This is a genomic window from Janthinobacterium sp. 61, from assembly GCF_002846335.1.
GTDB lineage: Bacteria > Pseudomonadota > Gammaproteobacteria > Burkholderiales > Burkholderiaceae_D > Janthinobacterium.
Map to the genome: position 1 here is coordinate 5,584,886 of NZ_PJMQ01000001.1, position 16,680 is coordinate 5,601,565.

General features: G+C 61.3%; 18 protein-coding genes. 13 read left to right on the forward strand and 5 right to left on the reverse strand.

The genetic code is table 11. The features are described 5' to 3' along the window. Positions 1-152 precede the first annotated feature (152 nt). On the forward strand, positions 153-539 hold the full coding sequence (locus CLU92_RS25280) for a BPSL0067 family protein (protein WP_101484101.1): 387 nt from the start codon (positions 153-155) through the stop codon (positions 537-539). A 10-nt stretch (positions 540-549) separates the two neighbouring features. Next, a complete protein-coding gene (locus CLU92_RS25285) occupies positions 550-984 on the forward strand; it encodes an STY0301 family protein (protein ID WP_143452644.1) in 435 nt (144 codons plus the stop codon). 12 nt (positions 985-996) lie between these two features. On the opposite strand, the gene CLU92_RS25290 is transcribed toward CLU92_RS25285, so the two are convergent. Further along, positions 997-1,419: a type II toxin-antitoxin system HicB family antitoxin gene (locus tag CLU92_RS25290; RefSeq protein ID WP_101484103.1), complete on the reverse strand. Its 423-nt coding sequence runs from the start codon at positions 1,417-1,419 to the stop codon at positions 997-999. Positions 1,420-1,670: 251 nt separating this feature from the next. Next, positions 1,671-3,251, reverse strand: coding sequence for an isocitrate lyase (locus tag CLU92_RS25295; RefSeq protein ID WP_101484104.1), 1,581 nt, complete (start codon positions 3,249-3,251; stop codon positions 1,671-1,673). A gap of 376 nt (positions 3,252-3,627) precedes the next feature. On the opposite strand from CLU92_RS25295, the gene CLU92_RS25300 reads away from it, so the two are divergent. Continuing rightward, positions 3,628-4,053: an SMI1/KNR4 family protein gene (locus CLU92_RS25300; protein ID WP_180338582.1), complete on the forward strand. Its 426-nt coding sequence runs from the start codon at positions 3,628-3,630 to the stop codon at positions 4,051-4,053. Positions 4,054-4,106: 53 nt separating this feature from the next. Here the strand turns inward: CLU92_RS25300 and CLU92_RS25305 are convergent, their stop codons facing one another. Continuing rightward, a complete protein-coding gene (locus CLU92_RS25305) occupies positions 4,107-5,411 on the reverse strand; it encodes an MFS transporter (protein ID WP_101484106.1) in 1,305 nt (434 codons plus the stop codon). Positions 5,412-5,562: 151 nt separating this feature from the next. Between CLU92_RS25305 and CLU92_RS25310 the strand changes: the two genes are divergently transcribed. Then, positions 5,563-6,279, forward strand: a complete 717-nt coding sequence (locus CLU92_RS25310; RefSeq protein WP_101484107.1) for an SDR family oxidoreductase — start codon at positions 5,563-5,565, stop codon at positions 6,277-6,279. A gap of 3 nt (positions 6,280-6,282) precedes the next feature. Here the strand turns inward: CLU92_RS25310 and CLU92_RS25315 are convergent, their stop codons facing one another. Both CLU92_RS25315 and CLU92_RS25320 read right to left on the reverse strand, forming a co-directional pair. Further along, on the reverse strand, positions 6,283-6,801 hold the full coding sequence (locus CLU92_RS25315; protein ID WP_101484108.1) for a hypothetical protein: 519 nt from the start codon (positions 6,799-6,801) through the stop codon (positions 6,283-6,285). Between the two features lie 40 nt (positions 6,802-6,841). Next, on the reverse strand, positions 6,842-8,032 hold the full coding sequence (locus tag CLU92_RS25320; RefSeq protein ID WP_143452645.1) for a DUF1566 domain-containing protein: 1,191 nt from the start codon (positions 8,030-8,032) through the stop codon (positions 6,842-6,844). 130 nt (positions 8,033-8,162) lie between these two features. On the opposite strand from CLU92_RS25320, the gene CLU92_RS25325 reads away from it, so the two are divergent. The 9 genes from CLU92_RS25325 (at position 8,163) to CLU92_RS25365 (ending at position 16,578) form a co-directional block, all read left to right on the forward strand. After that, positions 8,163-8,597 carry a hypothetical protein gene (locus tag CLU92_RS25325; RefSeq protein ID WP_101484110.1) on the forward strand — a complete coding sequence of 145 codons (435 nt, stop codon included), beginning with the start codon at positions 8,163-8,165 and terminating at the stop codon, positions 8,595-8,597. Between the two features lie 83 nt (positions 8,598-8,680). Then, positions 8,681-9,637 carry a bifunctional helix-turn-helix transcriptional regulator/GNAT family N-acetyltransferase gene (locus tag CLU92_RS25330; protein WP_101484111.1) on the forward strand — a complete coding sequence of 319 codons (957 nt, stop codon included), beginning with the start codon at positions 8,681-8,683 and terminating at the stop codon, positions 9,635-9,637. 108 nt (positions 9,638-9,745) lie between these two features. Then, a complete protein-coding gene (locus CLU92_RS25335; RefSeq protein WP_208327819.1) occupies positions 9,746-10,384 on the forward strand; it encodes a TetR/AcrR family transcriptional regulator in 639 nt (212 codons plus the stop codon). Between the two features lie 116 nt (positions 10,385-10,500). Next, the gene (locus CLU92_RS25340; RefSeq protein ID WP_101484112.1) at positions 10,501-11,307 is read left to right on the forward strand and encodes an alpha/beta fold hydrolase; all 807 of its coding nucleotides are present in this window, start codon (positions 10,501-10,503) and stop codon (positions 11,305-11,307) included. Positions 11,308-11,454: 147 nt separating this feature from the next. Continuing rightward, a complete protein-coding gene (locus CLU92_RS25345; RefSeq protein ID WP_208327818.1) occupies positions 11,455-13,674 on the forward strand; it encodes a TonB-dependent receptor in 2,220 nt (739 codons plus the stop codon). 123 nt (positions 13,675-13,797) lie between these two features. Continuing rightward, positions 13,798-14,793 carry a PHB depolymerase family esterase gene (locus tag CLU92_RS25350; RefSeq protein ID WP_101484114.1) on the forward strand — a complete coding sequence of 332 codons (996 nt, stop codon included), beginning with the start codon at positions 13,798-13,800 and terminating at the stop codon, positions 14,791-14,793. Between the two features lie 113 nt (positions 14,794-14,906). Continuing rightward, positions 14,907-15,257: a hypothetical protein gene (locus tag CLU92_RS25355; protein WP_101484115.1), complete on the forward strand. Its 351-nt coding sequence runs from the start codon at positions 14,907-14,909 to the stop codon at positions 15,255-15,257. Positions 15,258-15,418: 161 nt separating this feature from the next. Beyond that, a complete protein-coding gene (locus CLU92_RS25360; RefSeq protein WP_143452646.1) occupies positions 15,419-16,093 on the forward strand; it encodes a hypothetical protein in 675 nt (224 codons plus the stop codon). Between the two features lie 44 nt (positions 16,094-16,137). Beyond that, positions 16,138-16,578: a DUF695 domain-containing protein gene (locus tag CLU92_RS25365; RefSeq protein ID WP_101484117.1), complete on the forward strand. Its 441-nt coding sequence runs from the start codon at positions 16,138-16,140 to the stop codon at positions 16,576-16,578. Positions 16,579-16,680: the final 102 nt, after the last annotated feature.

A 16,680-nucleotide genomic window follows, 5' to 3' on the forward strand; every position in this document is an offset into this window, starting at 1 on the left:
TCTCACCATTTTTGAGCGAAACTCGGCCCTTCGGCGTACGTCCCAGCCCACAGCCCTGAATACCCCAAGCCCCGCAAACCTTGTCCCCTCTCAATTCCCCCACAGTTTCCCCGATGTATTGTAAGCCTCTCCTACCCCCCCCGGAGAGCCCCATGTCCTACACCTATACCAAAGTCGACGACCTGGAAAAAACCACCATGGTGGGCAACCATCAATGCGTCGCGCTGGTCCGCCACTACGCGGCTGCGCCTGCCACGTTGGCCTGGAAGCAGGGGGAGGCGGTGCTGGGAAATCGCTTGCTGCGCAAGGGCACGGCCATTGCCACGTTTATCAACGGGAAGTATGCGAATCATCGACAAGGCAATCACGCGGCCCTGTATTTGGGACAGACGCTGGACGGTATCATTGTCATGGATCAGTGGTCGGGCAAGCGCCCGGGCATCGTGACTTCGCGAACCTTGCGTTCCAAAGGCCAGTACAAGAATGGCTTGCATATCGACCCCAGCAACAATGCCGATGCTTTTTTCGTTATCGAATAGGGGAGTATCCATGCAACCTAAACGTTTGTTGACCGGCGCCGCCTGCTGTTTCTTTTCTTTGTTCGCGCACGCCGCCGTGGCCACATCACTGGCTTGCCCGACGAGCGTGCCTGTGACCTCTATCAAACTGGATGCCGTACCGGCTGGCTGGACACCGTATATTGACAGCCCGCTCTACCTGAGCGCCGCAGCACCGATCGATGGCGCACCGGAGCGCAGGGGACAGCTCGTACCCAGCGGGGAGCGCAAGAAGAAAGGGCAAACGACGCTCAGCTACCGTTTGGAAGGCCGCTATCCGGACGGAAAGTGGCTGCAATGCGGCTACGGCGTGCATGGTGAAGTAACTTTGTCGAGGCGAATGGACGACAGTGTCAGCCTGTGCGAATTTACCTACAGGAAAGGCAGCAAGGCTGGGCAGAACGAGATCGATATCGATTGCCGTTAAGTCATTTTGGTATCACCGCGATCCGCCGCCCTTGGCTTCGGCCTCGATCAAGCTGAGCGCCGCACGCGACTGCAGGCCGCTGTGCGTCTCGTGCCGCGCCGCCGCATAGCGGTCGATCTTGCTCAGCACAAAGTGTAGCAGGCTGATGTTGATGCGTTCGGGCTTGCTATCGAGTTTTTCAAGGTCGAGGTGCACCAATGCCCAGATGCCGCCCGCATGCTCAGGATAGGCCTGCAGGGCTTCGATCTTGCTTTGCGTGATATCCACGGGTTCACCCAGCTCCAGCAGTGTCTCGATGTGAATGGTGATGGCTGCCCGGACGTTGTTGAGCGCGTCTTCCAGGCTGTCGCCCCACGAGTGGACGCCTTGGATGTCGGGGACGTTCACACCGAATACGCTGGCTGCACCTTTGAAAATGACAACGGGGATATGCATGGCCGCTCCCTGCGATTGAGCTGAGCGTGCATTTCAGCCTAGTCGCTGCGATACAAGGTTTCAAATGCAATAAAGATCGCGGAAGCGGTTCTTTTGCACTCAATAAGTAACCCCATCAATTCGTGCCTGTGGCTGTGCATGTCGGCTTACGCGTTCCGCTAAGCCGACCTACGAAATTGCCACCCGCCCGCAGCGCAGACGCAAAAAAACCCGCCGAAGCGGGTTTTTCACTCTACCAGCAAACCAAAATCTCAGAACTGGTTCATGGTGTTGTCTTTGCCAGCCGCCTTCAACGCCGCTTCGCCGCTGAAGTAATCCTTGTGATCGTCGCCGATGTCCGAGCCGGACATGTTTTGATGTTTCACGCAGGCGATGCCCTGGCGGATTTCCTTGCGCTGCACGCCGGCCACGTAGCCCAGCATGCCTTGGTCGCCGAAGTATTCCTTGGCCAGGTTGTCGGTCGACAAGGCGGCCGTGTGGTAGGTTGGCAGGGTGATCAGGTGATGGAAGATGCCGGCTTCGCGGGCCGAGTCGGCCTGGAAGGTGCGGATTTTCTCGTCGGCCGTGATCGCCAGTTCCGTCTGGTCGTATTCCACGCTCATCAGCTGGGTGCGTTCGTAGGCGGACACGTCCTTGCCGTCGGCCTTCATGATGTCATACACCTGCTGGCGGAAGTTCAGGGTCCAGTTGAACGATGGGCTGTTGTTGTACACCAGCTTGGCGTTCGGGATGACCTTGCGGATTTCGCTGACCATGCCGCCGATTTGCGCGATATGTGGTTTTTCCGTTTCGATCCACAGCAGGTCGGCGCCGTTTTGCAGCGAGGTGATGCAGTCGAGCACGCAACGCTCTTCGCCGGAACCGGCGCGGAACTGGAACAGGTTGCTCGGCAGGCGTTTTGGACGCAGCAGCTTGCCTTCGCGCTTGATGATGACGTCGCCGTTGCCCAGCGCATCGGCCGACACTTCTTCGCAGTCGAGGAAGGCGTTGTATTGGTCGCCCAGGTCACCTGGTTCATTGGTGACGGCGATCTGCTTGGTCAGGCCGGCGCCCAGCGAATCGGTGCGGGCGACGATGATGCCGTCGTCCACGCCCAGTTCCAAAAAGGCGTAGCGGATAGCGCGGATCTTGGCCAGGAAGTCTTCATGTGGCACCGTGACTTTACCGTCCTGGTGGCCGCATTGTTTCTCGTCGGACACCTGGTTCTCGATCTGGATGCAGCAGGCGCCCGCTTCGATGAACTGTTTTGCCAGCAAATAGGTCGCTTCGGCATTGCCGAAACCGGCGTCGATGTCGGCGATGATGGGCACGACGTGGGTCACGTGGCCGTCGATCTTGGCCTGAATCGCTTGCTTCTCAGCACCTTGGGCCGCGTCCAGCTGGCGGAAGAGGCCGCCCAGTTCGCGGGCATCGGCCTGGCGCAGGAAGGTGTACAGCTCGCGGATCAGGCTGGTGACGGCGGTTTTTTCATGCATCGACTGGTCTGGCAGCGGGCCGAACTCGGAGCGCAGTGCGGCGACCATCCAGCCGGACAGGTAGAGGTAGCGGCGGTCGGTGCTGTTGAAGTGCTTCTTGATCGAGATCATCTTCTGTTGACCGATGAAACCATGCCAGCAACCGAGCGACTGGGTGTACTTGGATGGATCCGCATCGTAGGCAGCCATGTCGTTACGCATGATTTTGGCCGTGTAGCGGGCAATGTCCAGGCCGGTCTTGAACTTGTTCTGGGCGCGCATGCGGGCGGCGGACTCGGGATTGATGGCGTTCCAGGCGCTGCCTTGTTGCTCTTTCAAACCAGCAACAGCTTTGATGTCGTCTTGATATTGGGACATGTGAATCTCCTAAAAAGAAAAGCTATGTTTGAGAAAATCGCCGAGTGCGCCACAACGTCTTGTCGAAGCAAACTGCATGACTAAATAGTAGGCCGATTCGCGCCGATGTTCAAGTCTTATATAAGACATATAACTTAAATTTAATCGTTGTTTTTCAACGGCTTAATTATAATTTTTCAGGATGTGAAATGAATTTTCAAAAAGTGAGAGCATTTATTGTTGAGCCTGCTGTTTGAAATTTCGCGATGTGAAACGCCTTTTCAGAATTTGGTGCAGCGCGACAAATCGGGGCAAAAAAAACCACCCGAAGGTGGTGCAGAAGCAATTTTGTTTTAATATCATGTTCCGATTGTGAAAGGTAAAGTCAGCAATGCAGATGAACGGTATGGATTTACCCGTCGAGTATGTTGCTTTTGCAGCAAGGTATCGGGACGCGGAAGGATTCTGTAATTTGAGACTGAAGGAAGAGCTCGATTCTTTCGGTAACGTCTTGCAGACGGAATTGGCTCACATCTATATGGATGTCGTCGAATTGAGTGCCCAGACAGCGAAGCTTGGCGTGTGTTTCGTAGGTGATGGCTGCTATGGGGAGCCTGGAAGTGTCAGTGCTGAGCCGGGAGCCATGCCGGACATTATTGATTTTACAGAAATCATCTGTTTCGGCATGGCCGGTGACGGCAGTCCATTCTGTTTCGACTACAGGGGTGCCCGCAGCGCTCCCTCTGTCATCTTGTGGGACGATGACTACTGGCGAAAGATTGCAAACTCCTTTGAAGACTTCCTGTTGCTATTTTCTAGATAGCTTACCGGGGCAGTTACCGCAGCGCACGAGGCAAGCCCGTGCGCTGCGTGTATCTAGCGTCCCACGGTCTGCCGCTGATCCTTGATGAACAGCGCCGTCAGCATGCCGACCACGCACACGCCGATCACGTAATAAGCGGGGCCCAGCACGTTGTTTTTCAGCATCAGGGTCACGACCACGGGCGTCAGGCCGCCGAATATCGCATACGACAAGTTGTAGGAAAACGACAGTCCCGAGAAGCGCACCTGGGCCGGGAACGCTTGCACCAGCACATAAGGCACGGCGCCGACGACGCCGACGAACAGGCCTGTCATCGCGTACAGGGGCAGCAGCAGGTCGGGGCGGCTGCCGACGGTGGTGTAGAAGATATACGTGGAAATGGCCAGCAGCACGGAGCCGACGAAGATCACGCGCTTGCCGCCCAGGCGGTCGGCCAGCATGCCGGCGATGATGCAGCCGAAGGCCAGGCACAGGGTGGCCACGGTATTGGCCACCAGGGTGGTGCGCGGGGCGATGTGGTGGATCTTTTGCAGCAGGGCCGGCGTCATCAAAATGACGACGACGATGCCGGCCGACAGCATCCAGGTCAGCAGCATCGACACGGCGACGGCGCCGCGGTGGCTGCGCAGCACGGATTTCAGCGGCATTTCCGTGGACAGTGCCTTGCGCTGCTGCATTTCCGCAAAGACGGGGGTTTCATGCAGCCAGCGGCGCAAATACATCGCGCCGAAGCCAAAGATGCCACCCAGCAAGAACGGATAGCGCCAGGCGCCTTCGGTGATTTCTTGCGGTGTGTAGACGGTATTCAAACCCGTCGCCACGAGCGAACCGAGCAGGATGCCCACCGTCAGGCCGGCCGTCAGCACGCCGCAGGCAAAGCCCGTGAAACGGCTGGGCACGTGTTCGGAGACAAACACCCAGGCACCCGGCACTTCGCCACCCACGGCCGCGCCCTGGAAGACGCGCATCAAGAGCAAGAGCAGCGGGGCGGCCAGGCCGATGGTGGCATAGGTGGGCAGCAGGCCGATCAGCAGGGTCGGCACGGCCATCATCAGGATGGAGAGGGTGAACATGCGCTTGCGGCCCAGCAAGTCGCCGAAGTGGGCCATGACGATGCCGCCCAAAGGACGCACCACGTAGCCGGCGGCGAAGATGCCGAAGGTTTGCAGCAGACGCAGCCATTCCGGCATTTCCGGCGGGAAGAACAGCTGTCCGATGGCGTTGGCAAAGAAGACGAAGATAATGAAATCGTAGAATTCCAGCGCGCCGCCCAAGGCGGCCAGCGACAGGGTCTTATAGTCTTGTTTGGTGAGGGGACGGCTTGCGGCGTTGATTGCGGCGGTGTTGGAAGTAGGCATGTGTCTCGTTCTTGTGTGTTATCGGAGATTGCCAGACCTAGCATACGCATTTCCGCCGTGCGAGTAAACGCGTGGGGATGGGCAGTCGCCTCAGCTGTGCTTAATACAACGCCGCTATCATCAGCGTTGACTTCATTGGAAAGGACACAGTATGCACATCATGATCGTGGGCGCCAGCCGTGGCCTGGGACGCGCGCTGGTGGACGGTTTGCTCGCTGACGGGCATGCCGTCATCGGCGTATCGCGCCAGCAACCCGCCGACTTGCCTGCCGGCCAGGGCACACAGCTGCAATGGATTGCGGCGGACCTGGCCGCACCTGCCGAGGCTGTCGAACGCATCGCGCGTGATGCGCCGGCCGCGCTGGACGCGGTGATCTACAACCTGGGCGTATGGGAAGAAAAGGCCTTCAGCGATGACTACGCTTTCCTCGGTGATGCAGACGACGCCATCGTCGACATGGTCAATACCAATATCACGGCGACCATCCTGCTGCTCAAGCGCCTGGTGCCTCGCTTGCTGGCCAGCAGCAAGCCGCAGCTGATACTCACGGGCTCCACTTCCGGCCTGCGCCAGAGCGGCCGCCCGGAAGTGACGTTCAGCGCCTCGAAATTTGCCCTGAACGGCATCGCCGATGCCTTGCGTGAAGGTTTCCGCGCGCAGGGGCTGGCCGTGACGGCGCTGCAGCTAGGCTACCTGAATACCTATGACGACTTGTCGGTGCCGCTGGCGGATGCGGCGGCGCGGGGCGAGGGCGAGCTGATCCCCGTGCATGACGTCGTCGCCGTCGTGCGCATGCTGCTGAGCCTATCGCATGCCTCGTTCGTGCGCGAACTGGTGCTGCCGGCGCTGCGCGACGAGCGTTTCTAGGCCTTAGGCGTCCGCGCCGTAGACCTCCGACCAGCCGAGACGCTCTTCCAGCCACTCGTCCGCTTCGGACGAGTCCATCTGCAGCAGCAGGGCGCCAAGGCGCAAGTTGCCCTTGGCGAGGGCCAGCACGGCAAACACGGATTCCAGCATGACGGGGTCAAGCTGGCCCTCCAGGTCGCGCGCGGCGATGGCGGGAAGCTGTGCCCAGGCTGCCTGGTAGCTGTCGGCCAGCCAGTCCGGCAGGGGCGGATTGTGCTTGCGGTGGCGCTCCAGCTCGATCAGGGCGATGAGCGCATAAAAATCTTCCTCGCGCGCGTCAGCGCCGCCCAGCAGGTGGACGAGCTGGGGTACGGCCGCATATGAGGCGACACCTACGTCGCCCTGGTGGTGCAGCTCTTCCCACAGTTCATGCCAGACGTCTTCGCCCGCCTGCATGGCCTTGAGCGCCTCTGCCACGTCGTAGGGCGTGCGGTAGCCGCCTTCCAGGGTAGGCCAGATGGGATCGTCGAGTGATAACAGCATTGGTTTCCTTGATGGGGCAGCTCGCGCGAGCAAACGCGCACTATACAAGCACTCGGCGCACGCAGCGCGCGTAGCCGTCAAACTCGCGGGCGTTCTGATAGCTGACGCCCGTGTCAAAATCCTTGCACCACACTTCGTCCTCGATGTCGCCCGTCTCGCTAGACCAGTGCCAGTTGGGCCGGAACTCTTCTTTCAATGTCGCATACAGCAAGGTCTGCTCGCGCCGATCCGGCAAGCTGTGGCCCAGGCTGGCGGCCCAGTTTGATGCGGCTTGCCAGGTATGGCTCTCCAGCTCGCACTTGTCCGGCTGCAGCACCAGGTGGTAATCGGGCGCGCCATCCCTGCCGAGAATCAGGCCGGCATAGCGTTCGCCCTGTTGCAGGGGAACGGGCGCGGCGGCCGATGGCGGCAGCGCGACCCGGCGCACGGCGCAGGCACGGCCCGAGTAGGTTTTGCGAAAGTTGTACTGGGTGCCGCTGTCGAAATCGTGGTTCCACGCCATGCGGGGCAGGATGGCGTCCTCTTCCGGCGACCAGTACCAGGCATCCGGGAAGGCGTGGCCCAGGTTGGCGTGCAGCAAGGCCAGTTCGCTGCGCGTCGGCAGACAGGCGCCGCGCGCCGCAGCCCAGGCTAGAGCTGCCTGCCAGGGCAGGGCGTCGGCTTCGCCGGGTAGCAGGAACAACTGGTAACTGGGCGCGCCATTGTGGCCAGGCATGATGCCCGCGTAGCGCTCGCCGGCGATGGCGCCCAGCACGCCGGGGCAATGATCGAGCCAGCCGTCGTCTTCTTCCTGTGCAATAAACGCCGCGATCAGCGCCCGATGCGCCGTCGGCGCGGCTGCCAGCAGAGTGTTGAAGCAGGTGATGGTCGAGGCCTTGGGCGTGCCCTCGCCGTTGGCGATGCCGACGAGAAAGTCACCGGCCCAGTCGGGCAGGGTGGCGATCAAACGCGGCAGTTCCTGGAGCAGGGCCGTGCAATACGCCGTTTCACCGAAGCGCCAGGCGGCGCGGTTGGCCGTCTGGTAGGCGCCGTAATCGTGCTCGGCTTGCACGGACTGAATAATGGCCAGCGCGTACTGCGTGCCTTCCATGCCGGTCAGCGCATCGAGCATGGCGCAGTAGCGCTGGAAGCGCCGCTGGGCTTCATCGGGCGGCGTGGTGCTGTCGTCATCCTGGACGATGTTGCCCACAATTAAAAGTTCGGCTTTCCAGAGTTCAAAGGCGGTTGGCATGGCTGTGGCTGGCGAGAGTGGCGGCGGACGTGATTATGCCCGGCTCATTGGTGTTTCAGCGCGACGATTGAACATGCTAGAGTCCGCCGTTGCCGCCACCCCGGCGCGGCCTTGCCTGGATTGTTGACCGATGCCCACCTGGACTTCCCCGCCACAACTCGTCGCCCTTGCCGCTTTCTATGCGCAGGCGCAAGCCCATCCGGAAACGCTCAGTGATGCTGTCTTCCTGGAAAACGTGAAAAACGCCCACTGGCCCACCAATTGCTGGAGTTATGCGGAAGCGTCGTTCGCCATCATCGCGCCCGCCTGCCTGCTGCGTCCGCATCTGACCGCCGAGCTGATCGCCTTGCCCATCGATGCCATGATCGCGGGCGGCCTGGAAGATGCGGGGCAAGTCATCGCAATCGGCCTGGACTGCGCTACGCGCATCGCGCCGTATGTGGAACCGAGCGAGGAAGGCAGGCGCTGGCTGACGCAGGTGTGGCCGACCCTGGGCGAGATGGTCGGGGCGGTGTTCCGGGCCAGGCTGCAATTGGCGCTGGCCGATGACGATGATGATGAATAAGCGATCAACAAGCGCTGACGCTTGACACTGAAAGTTTGTTTACGTTAGGGTATACGTAACTACTTACATATATCCTGTCAAACATGTCTTCCAACCTGCAAACCTACGGCTCCCTGATGCTGGGCAGCCGACTGCGCCGTCTTTCCGATCAACTGTATGCGGGCGTCGATACCAGCTATCTGGCGGCCGGCGTCGAGCTGAGCTCGCGCTGTTTCCCCTTGTTATTGCTGCTGCGCGACAACGGCCCCACGGCGATCACGGCCCTGGCCGCGCAAATCGGCCAGACGCACCCGGTGGTGGTGCAGCTGGGGCGCAAGCTGCTCGATGCCGGTGTGGTGGTGGAGATGCCGGACGCCAAGGATGAGCGGCGCCGCCTGCTGGCGCTGTCCGACGCCGGGCAAGCCTTGCTGCGCAATATGGCACCCCTGTGGGACGATGTGCGCGCCGCCGTCGATGTGGTATTCGAGCAAGGCACGCCGCAGCTGATGGCCAGCCTGGACCGGGCGGAGGCGCGCTTGCAGTCGCAAGGCTTTGGCGAGACGATCGCCGCTTGCCGGCGCCAGCGCGAGCGGGCCGCCGTGGAAATCATCGATTACGCCGCGCCCTACGCGGCGGACTTCAAGCGCCTGAATATCGAATGGCTGGAACGCTATTTCTATGTCGAGGCGCTCGACGACAAAGTGCTGTCCGATCCGCAGCGCTCGATACTTGACGATGGCGGGCAGATCTTCCTCGCGCGCCTCGATGGAAAAATCGTGGGCACCTGCGCCCTGATCCGCGCTGGCGATGCCAGCATCGAGCTGTCGAAGATGGCTGTCACGCCAGCATGCCAGGGCCTGGGCATCGCGCGCCGCCTGATCGAGCGGGCCTTCGATGCTTTCGAAGCCAGCGGTGCGCAACTGCTGTTCCTGGAGTCGAACAGCAAGCTGGCGCCCGCCATCCGCCTGTATGAAAGCAGCGGCTTTCAGCACGTGGCGCGGCCCGCCGGCGACGCGCATTACCAGCGCGCCGACGTCTACATGGAGTGGCAGGGTCGGTAGCACACGCCGGGGCGCCACGCGGCGCTCCCCATCGGCCGTCTCACGCGTTACAATACGCGCACCCAATAACGGAACCACGGTTCCACTATCGAGAGACGCCGACGCCGCATGCCTTCCTTTCCGATGCCCTTCCCGCAGATGATTGTTCCACCCGAGCCCACCCAGGCGCGCAGCAAGCAAGCGTTCGAGCGCCTGCTGCTGGTAGGCGAGCAGTTGCTGGCGGAAAACCGTTTCGATGAAATTGGCGTGGCCGACCTGGCCAGGCTGGCGGAAACCTCGGTGGGCACGTTTTACCGTTTATTGGGCGACAAGGACACCCTGAGCCGCTTGCTGCTGCAGCGTTTTTTTTCCGACATGGTGGAAAAGGTCGAGACCCTGACGGAGCTGCGCCAGTGGGAAACGCGCAGCCTGGAAGAGTTCATCCGCGCCATGGTGGCCATGTTTGTTGCTGTCAACACGGGCCGGCGCGGCGTGTTGCGCGCCTTGATCACGCGCGCGTCGCAGGATGCGCAATTTCGCGACAGGGTGCATCAGATCAATCATCTGATCTCCCAGCGCACGGTCGCCGTGCTGGCCAGCAAGTCGGCCAGCATCCGTCACCCCAACCCTACCCAGGCGATGATGGTGGTGCCGCCCGTGCTGCTGGGCATCCTGAACCAGCATACCTTGACGGGTTCGCTGTCCTTTTTGTCGGGCGCGGCACTCGAAGATGAACTCGTGCGTGTTGCTTTAAATTACCTGACTTGAGATATTTGTCGAATTAACTTGAAATCGGAATTCGGATTCCGTATTATGTTTTCCAACAGCAGGAAAACATATTCCTGCACCTGAACACAAAGCATGTTCAACAGCAAGGAGACAGAATGCGGCGTCACACGACATCCGATGTTACATTGCATCACCTCGACCTCGATCTCGGCACAGAGACAGGGCAGGGCGATCCCGTGTTTCTGCTGCACGGCCTCGGTTCCTGCGCCGAAGACTGGCGCCCGCAGATCGATGCACTCGGTAGCAGCTATCGCCTGATCGTGCCCGACCTGCGCGGCCATGGCGCCAGCCCTGCGCCAAACGGCGACTGGCAGATCGGCGACTTCGCCAACGACCTCTTCAACTTGATGGACCAGCTCGACGTGCCGCGCGCGCATATCGTCGGCTTTTCCCTGGGCGGCATGGTGGGCCTGGAAATGGCCAACCGCGCTCCCGACAGGGTGGCCAGCTTGTGCCTGATCAACTCCCAGCCGTTCCAGGGCAGCAAGCCGGCGGCGCTGCTGTTTGCCTACTGGCTGCGCCGCACGGTAATCGCTACCTTCGGCCTGAAAGCCATGGGCAAGATCATCGGCAAGAAACTGTTTCCTGATCCGTCCCAGCAAGCCCTCGTCGAGCGCTTCGCCACGCAGATGGCGGGCATGGACAAGCGCGCCTACCTGGCCGCGCTGGACGCCATTTTCCACTGGGATATTGACCTGCATTTCCAGGCCCTGGCCATGCCCGTCTTCATCATGGCGGCCGACCAGGATTACACGCCCGTCGCCAGCAAGCGGGCCTTTGCCGCACAGTTTCAGCAGTGCGAGATCGAGATTATCGCGAACTCGCGCCACGCCACGCCCCTGGACCAGGCGCAGCGTGTGAATACCTTGTTGCAGTCCTTCCTCGCCACACATTCAAAATAAACAGGCCACTCGCCGCACGGGCAGGGGCCGGGAAACAGTCATCGCAGGGCAGGTGCTCGCATTGCGCGCGCGGGTACCGTTACGTCTTGCGATTCTGGAATCCGGTCATCTTCCCTGGTGGCAAGCAAGCCTGACATTGGAGACGCTATGAAACTTGCTTTGAAATTAATGCCCGCCGCCCTCGCCGTTGCCGGTGCCTTCAGCTTTTCTACACAGGCCCTGGCGCAGGAGGCCGCCACGTCTGCCGCCGCCAGCGCCCAGAGCGCCAGCGAGGCCAGCGATGCGAAAGAACGCATGGAAACCGTGACGGTCTCTGCCCGCCGCCGCGAAGAGCGGCTGCAGGACGTGCCGCTGGCCGTCACGGCGTTTTCCGCCAAGGCCCTGGAACGGGCGAATATCCAGAACCTGGCCGACTTGCAGGAGCGCGTGCCGAACCTGACCGTGTACGCTTCGCGCGGCACGAATACCACCTTGACGGCCTTTATTCGCGGCGTGGGCCAGGCCGACCCCGTCTGGGGCGTGGACCCGGGCGTGGGCATTTATTTTGACGACGTCTACATGGCCCGTCCGCAAGGCGCGCTGCTCGACGTGTTCGACGTGCAGCGCATTGAAGTGCTGCGCGGCCCGCAAGGCACCTTGTACGGCAAGAACACCATCGGTGGCGCCATCAAGTATATTTCGCGCCCCCTGGCGAAGGAAAACGGCGCCTCGGCGGAAGTGGGCCTCGGCAATTACAATCAGCGCAACTTCAAGGCCGCCTTCAATCTGGCCAACGAGAGCGGCACCTGGCGCGCGCGCCTGGCCGCTGCCAAGCTGGACCGCGACGGCTTCGGTCGCAATACCTTCAATGGCGAACAGGTCAGCGACCAGGACAGTACGGCAGCGCGCCTGTCCGTCGGTTACTTTCCGCAGGACATACCCCTCACCGTCGTGCTGAGCCTGGACGCCACGGACGACAAATCGGGCGTGCGCGGCTTCCAGCGCATGGGCGTGAGCGCCTTCGACCCGCTCAGGCGGCCCGCCAGCACCAGCGCCTACGATATCCAGAGCGGCATGCCGGGCCACAACTTCACGCACAACCGGGGCGGCTCGCTGGTGGCCAATTACACGCTGTCGAACGAGTGGTCCGTGAAAGTGATCGGCGCCAAGCGGCGCAGCACATCCGAGCAAACCATCGACTTCGACGGCTTGCCGCAGCCCATCGCTGACGTGTTCGGCGACTCGCGCGACGAGCAGAAGAGCCTGGAATTGCAGGCCTCGTACAGCGGTGACTACGGCGCCGGCGTGATCGGCCTGTACCGCTTCGAGGGGACGGCCGGCGGCGGCATCTACAACAACTTCCTGGGGCGCCAGTTCACGGCCGCCGTCAGCACGGTGGAGACGGACAGCACGGCGCTGTATACGGACTGGACCTGGCCGCTGGGCAAGGTCTGGAGCATCAATGCGGGCTTGCGCCACACGCGCGAGGAAAAGCGCGCCATCGTGCTCAACCGCGCTTTTGCCGACGTGGGTTTTACGCGGCCCATACAGACGGCGGCCGACTTCGACAAGTCCTTGTCGGTCAGCAATACCTCGCCGAAAATCTCCGTGCGCTATGAAGCGTCGAAGACGACGAATTTCTACAGCAACCTGTCGCGCGGTTTCAAGTCGGGCGGCTACAACGTGCGCGCCAACAACCTGGTGGTGCCCGATTCCGCGCGCCCTTACAAGGATGAAAAACTCGACGCGCTGGAAGTGGGCATGAAGTACGCGGCGCCGGACGATACGTTTGACGCCAACGTGGCCCTGTTTTACAACCGCTACAAGGATATCCAGTTGTCGGTGTTTACCAGCTATGTACAGCCGGGCGGCGTGCCGGGCTTCTATGGCGACTTCACGAACGCGGGCAAGGCGACGGTGAAAGGCGCCGAGTTCGAATTCTCGTGGCGGCCGAACCGCCAGTGGGAAGTGAACGGTTTTCTCGCCCTGCTGAACGCCAGCTATGACGAGTTCATGAGTGGCGGCAAGAACATTGCGGATACGCAAAAGTTCAGCAACACGCCGCGCAGGCAAGTGGGCTTGAACCTGACGCGCACGGACCGCGACGTCTTCGGCGGCGCGCTGCGCAGCATGGTCGGTTATGGCTACCGCAGCAAGGTGTATCCGACTACGGACTTGAGCGAAACCCTGGCGCAGGGTGGCTACAGCATCTGGACGGCTGGTGTCGTGTGGGAAGCGCCGAAGAACTGGACCTTCAGTCTGCACGGCAGCAACCTGGGCAACAAACGCTACCGCACGGATGGCTACAACATTCCCGCCGTGTTCATCCTCGATGGTTTCTACGGTCCGCCGCGCCAGATCATCGCCAAGGCAGGCTACAAATTTTAAAGTTCTTCACCGCCGGGGCTGGACCCATTGGGTCCGGCTTCGCCTGTCGGAAGTGCCGGTCTGGCCAAGGTCCAAGCCGGTTCATTGTCGCTGTTTTCGTCCTTAATGAATCAGGAGACTGGCATGGCACATCTGCATCAGCAACTGCGTCACTTCTTATCCGCAATCATCGCCGCCTGCGGCTTGCTGGCCGCGCTGCCGGCCTTTGCCGGCCAGTGGGACTTCGGCCTGTACGCGAGCCTGTGGGGCTCGCGCGAATACCAGGTCTGGCTACCGACCAATTACCATCCGAACACGCCGCTGCCCGTCGTGCTGATGCTGCACGGCTGCGGTTCCGAACCGAACAGCATGGCCGCCGTCAGCCGCTACAACCAACTGGCCGACAGCGAAAATTTCATCGTCGTCTATCCGCGCCAGAACGCCACGGCCAACCCCATGCGTTGCTGGAATTTCATGCTGCCGCTGAACCAGGAACGGGGTACGGGCGAGCCGGCCGTGCTGATGGGTATCTTGAACAAGGTCAAGAGCAAGTATGCGGTGCAGGATAGCCGCGTGTATGTGACGGGCATCTCGGCGGGCGGCGCCATGGCCTCCATCATGGCCGCCTGCTACTCGGACGTGTTCGCCGCCGTGATGGTGCATTCGGGCGGCATGTACAAAGGCGCCATCGGCATGCTCACGGCCGCCGATTCGCTGTTCAACGGCAGTTCCTTCGACCCGAAAGCGCGGGGCAAGGATGCCTGGCGCTGCTCCGGTTCGCCGCGCCGATTAATGCCGACGATGGTGTTCCACGGCACGGCCGACATCGTCGTCAACCCCGTCAACGGCGAGCAAACCATCGAGCAATTCCTGCAGACCAGCGATGTCGGCGACGATGGCCTCGACAATGACAGCGTGCGCTACCGTGCTGACAGCATCGTGCGCCAGACAGTGCCCTACGGCCGCAGCTATTCCATCGACACCTACCTGCACAACGGCGCCGTCATCGCGCAAAAGTACACGGTCGAGGGCATGAACCATGCGTGGAGCGGCGGCCCTCCCGGCTGGCCGTTCAGCGATGAACTGGGGCCGGACGCCACCGTGATCAGCTGGAATTTCTTCAAGAATTACCAGCGCTGACGCTTTGAGGAATTTGCCGCTCGTAAAATGGGGTGCAGTGATTGCGCCCCATTTTTGATGCCGGTGAAAGATCCCATGCTAGCGGCTCGTAGCAAGACCGCGCCGGACTGCAATTGTTGCTCAGCATCGTCTTGCTGGCGATGGAGCGCTATCCGGCCGGCGTCTTCGCGCGCATGGACTTGCGCGTACACCACGAGTGTTACCACGTCATCGAATACCGCCTGTTCAACGATTTCTATTTCCGCGAACCCGCCTGGCTGGCCATGAGCCCGCCCGGCACGGCCTATGGCAAGGGATTCCAGAACCTGGGCCACCCGCATCCGGGCCTCGTCAGCCTGCACGCAGCCTGCGGCCCCGAGGAAGACAAAACGGAGGTATTCGGCTGGATGATGACGCCCGCGTATGCGCTGCGACTGGAGGCGTGGACGGCGTTTGATCCCGCCTTGCTGGCCAAACGGAAATAGTTGACGGAAGTAGTGGAGAGCAAGACAAGGTCGGACTAAAGTTCAAGCCAGTTTCGCCAGTGGGTGCATGTCCTGACAGCCGCGGCTCCCTGTATTAGCTGCTAACTATATAATCTGCGCTTGGGCGATACCCGCCCCTGAACTCCGATTGAAGGAATGCCATGCCAGGATACATGCCAGGATATTTCGTGCGCCGCTTGGCGCTGTGTGTAGTGTCGACCGTGTGCATCTCTGCCAATGCCGCCGAGGTGGTGGCGGTGGATGCGCAGCAGCGCGCGTCCTTGTTGGAATTTTATGCGCAGCAATATCCGGGCGAGCCTGCCACGCGCACCGTGTTTGAGAGCGTGCCCGTGGTGGGGGGCCGTGGTCGCGAAGTGGTGGGCAGCGCGGAAACGCCGCCGTATCGCGGTCATGGAGCTCTGTGCCGTACGCAGCGCACCAAGTTCGTGCTGCATGGCGAGGGCAAGCAGGCGCGCTGGCAGGAGGCTGGCATGGAGTATTACGCCTGGCTCGACCGTGGCACTTGCCGCGCGGTGGCCGAGCCCGTGCGCATGCTGCAGCGCATCCCCGATGTGGAACTGGAAGGCGTGTTGCTGTATCAAAAGCCGCTGCTGGAGCGGGCGCGATTATTGATGGCGGGTAACACGGCCTGCGCCCCCTTGCGGGCGCTGAAGTTTACGCTGGCGGCCGTCGACGTAGGCGCCGCCGCACCGCGTGCCGAAGAGCGCTATGCGCTGGTGTTCAAGAGTGACCGCGACAGCTACGCCCGCGTCTGGCTGCGCAAGAGCGGTGCCCAGTATGACGCGTGGAATGTGACTTGCCCGCCAGTGCTGTAGACTGCTCGCCCTTTGCTCGATTCTTCTTTTTGACTGTTGCAACCATGAACCAGAATTCCACTTCCGCCCGCAGCTGGGGCACCATCGTCACGCATAGCGACGAGATGGCCATCATCTACCGTTATGTCGACGCCTTCCATGACGACTGGGACCTGTCGTCGCAGCCGGACCGCATCATCATCGCCTGGCGTTATGAAGACGAAACGGGCATGCCCGCGCCGAACGAGCGCGAGCACATGGAAGAGCTGGAAGCGGCGCTGGCGCCCGTGGTGGAAGAGGGCGGCTTCGCCACCCTGGCGCTGGTATCGACGGGTGAAAACTTGCGCGAATGGATTTACTACACGCAATCGGGCGAAGAGTTTTTCAATCGCCTGAATACGGCGTTGGCGTCGCGCCCGAAATTCCCGATTGAAATCCGCAGCGCGGCCGACCCCGCCTGGTCCACGTATGCGGGTTTCATGGCCGCCTTGCCCCCAACGACCTGATCAAACCTGCTGCGCGTCGTGATCTGCCGCCTGCGATGCTCACTGTGCTACAGCACAGCTCCGCTCTCGGCGACAGCTCCCTTCCGCTCGCAACGGTTTTAT